Source organism: Streptomyces sp. NPDC047022 (assembly GCF_040644155.1).
Lineage (GTDB): Bacteria > Actinomycetota > Actinomycetes > Streptomycetales > Streptomycetaceae > Streptomyces.
This window is the reverse complement of the sequence record NZ_JBEYVV010000084.1, coordinates 1-3292: the sequence shown is the minus strand read 5'-3', so window position 1 is coordinate 3292 and position 3292 is coordinate 1. Positions and strand designations below refer to the sequence as shown.

The 3292-nt window shown below is 71.4% G+C and carries 1 protein-coding gene; it reads right to left on the bottom strand.

The features are described from left to right. A partial coding sequence (locus ABZ845_RS31805) for an amino acid adenylation domain-containing protein (RefSeq protein ID WP_360986984.1) occupies nucleotides 1-3292 on the bottom strand: 3292 nt, incomplete at both ends.

Genomic DNA, 3292 nt, shown 5'->3' with positions numbered 1-3292 from the left:
CAACCGTCACCTCAGCCACCGACACACCCGTGTCATTCCAACCCTCAAGGAGCCGCCCACGCTCCACCCCATCCAACACATCCACCGCACTCAGCCGCAGTTGCGGATCCCGCGCAAGCATCTCCAGCACTCGGATCAGGCGTCCGCGGAGCCGTTCGGCCGACGCCGCGTCGAAGAGATCGGCTGCCGTGATCACGGTGCCACGCAGGCCCGCCGGAGCGCCCTCGGCGTCGAACAACTCGCCTACGGAGACTTCGAGATCGAACTTGGCGGCCAGTGCACGTGTCGGCACGCCGGCGGCCCGCACTGCCGGCAGGTCGAGTTCCGCCTCACCGGTGTTCTGCAGCGTCAGCATCACCTGGAAAAGCGGGTGACGAGCCATCGAACGCGCCGGAGCCAGTTCTTCCACCAGCTTCTCGAACGGCACGTCCTGGTGCGCGAACGCCCCCAGGCCTGCCTCCCGGACCCGCTCCAGCACCTCGCCGAAGGTCGGGTCGCCCGACAGGTCGGTGCGGACCACCAGGGTGTTGACGAAGAAGCCGACCAGGTCGTCCAGCGCCTCGTCGGTCCGCCCGGCCACCGCCGAGCCGATCGGGATGTCGGTCCCCGCACCCAGCCGGTTGAGGGTCACCGCGAGGGCGGCCTGGAGCACCATGAACAGGGTCACGCCCCGCTCACGGGCTAGCGCGGCCAGCTGGCGGTGCGTCGCTGCGGAGACCTCCAGTTCCGCGCCGACTCCCCGGTGCGAGGCCACCGCCGGGCGCGGCCGGTCGGTGGGCAGTTCCAGCTCCTCCGGCGCATCCGCCAACCGCTCGCGCCAGTAGGCGACCTGGCGGGAGATGAGGCTTTCGGCGTCGTGTTCGTCGCCGAGCAGGTCGCGCTGCCACAACGCGTAGTCCGCGTACTGCACCGGCAATGCGGCCCACTCGGGTGCCCGGCCGTCCAGCCGGGCCGCGTACGCCGCCGAGACGTCCCGCGCCAGCGGGGACATCGACCAGCCGTCGCCAGCGATGTGATGGACGGTCACCTGGAGAACGGACTCGTCGTCGCTCAGCACGAACAGGCGTGCCCGCAGGGGAATTTCAGTGGTGAGCTCGAAGGCGTGGGCCGCTGACTCGGCGACCGCGGCGTGCAGGCCGTCCGGCGTCACCTCCTCGACGGTCAGCTCGAAGCCGCACTCCTCCACCGACAGGATTCGCTGGTACGGCTCACCGTCGACGGCCGGGAAGACCGTACGCAGCACCTCGTGCCGCCCGATCACGTCACGCAACGCGGCTGCCAGGGCCTCGCGGTCCAGCTCGCCTGCCAGACGCAGCGCCATCGGGATGTTGTAGGTCGCGCTCGGGCCGTCCAGCTCGCCCAGGAACCACAGGCGCTGCTGAGCGAAGGAGAGCGGCACCCGCTCCGGACGGGCCGTCGCCGTCAGCGCCCGGCGGGTCTCACCGGCCTGGTCCAGCCGCGCAGCCAGCGTCGCCGGCGTCGAGGCCTCGAACAGCGCCCGCAGCGGCACCTCCACGCCCAGCACCACACGGATCCGGCTCACCAGACGCGTGGCGAGCAGCGAATGCCCGCCCAGCAGGAAGAAGTCGTCATCGACCCCGACCCGCTCCACCCCCAGCACCTCCGCGAACGCCTGGCACAGCAGCTCCTCCTGCACCGTCGACGGCTCCCGGCCGTCCGTCAGCGCGGCCGTGAAGTCGGGTGCGGGCAGCGCACGGCGGTCCAGCTTGCCGTTGACGGTCAACGGCAGTGCCTCCAGCACCACCACCGCCGACGGCACCATGTAGGACGGCAACCGCTCGCCGACGAACTCCCGCAAAACAGCTGGCAGTTCAGGCGAGATCTCCTCGGCCGGCACGACATACGCCACTAGGCGCTTGTCACCCGGCACATCCTCACGCGCCACCACCGCGGCCCGGGCCACCCCCGGATGCGCGGCCACCGCCGCCTGCACCTCACCCAGCTCGATCCGGAACCCCCGGACCTTCACCTGCTCATCCACCCGGCCCGCGAAGACCAGCTGCCCGTCCGCGCCCCAGCGCACCAGGTCACCGGTCCGATACATGCGGGCGCCCGGCTCGAACGGGCAGGTCACGAACCGCTCCGCCGTCAGACCCGTCCGACCCACGTATCCGCGTGCCAGGCCCGCGCCCGCGATGTACAGCTCACCGACCGCACCCACCGGCAGCGGGGAGAGGAACTCGTCGAGCACGTACACCCGTGCATGGGGGATCGGCGCGCCGATGGCCACCTCGTCCGCGCCGACGCGGCACCGCCAGGCGGTCGCGTCGACGGTTGCCTCGGTTGGCCCATAGGTGTTGAACATCAGCCGGCCGCCGGCCGCCCAGCGGTCCACCAGCTCTCGCGAGCTCGCCTCGCCACCTACCTCGATGACGACGTCCGCGCCGATCGAGCCGGTCTCCAACCCAGCCAGTACGGCCGGGGGCAGAACGGCATGGGTCACCCCCTCCGTGCGGAAGAGCGCCGCGAGTTCCGCCCCGAGGCGGCGGGTCTCCGGCACCACCACCAGCGCCGCCCCGAACGCCAGCCCCAGCGCCCAGTCCGAGCAGAACTGGTCGAAGCTCATCGAGGCGAACTGGGCCACGCGCGCACCGGGGCCGGTCCCGAAGCGGGAGAGCGCCGCCACCGTGTTGGCGAATCCCCCCTGCGGCACCAGCACGCCCTTGGGCCGCCCCGTGGACCCGGAGGTGTACACCACGTACGCCGGATGTCCCGGCAGCAGCGGCGCCCACTCGTCGCGCACCGGCGCGTCCGGCGCCGACGCGGTCAGCTCCGCCACTGTCTCGGGTGCGTCCAGCACCACCAGTGCGTCCCCACCCGGCACCGATTCCGACGTCGCGGCCGAGGCCAGCACCAGCACCGGTGCCGCGTCCTCCAGCATGTACGCGATCCGCTCGGCCGGGTATTCCGGGTCCAGCAGCAGGTACGCGCCACCAGCCTTGAGTACGCCCAGCAACGCCACCATCAGTTCGACACCGCGTTCCAGGCACACGCCGACCAGCGACTCCGGCCCGACGCCCCGGCCCACGAGGTAGCGGGCCACCTGGTTCGCACGAGTGTCCAGCTCGGCGTACGACACCTCGATGCCTTCGGACAGGATGGCCGGCGCATCCGGATTCCGCGCCGCATGCGCCTCGAAGAGCTGATGGACCAGTTGCTCCGCCACAGGCGCGGAGGTGTCGTTCCATTCCGTCAGTACGTGGTGGAGCTCGTCCTCGCCCAGGACCTCGACGGCCGACAGCCGGGTCTGCGGCCGAGCGGTCACCGTCTC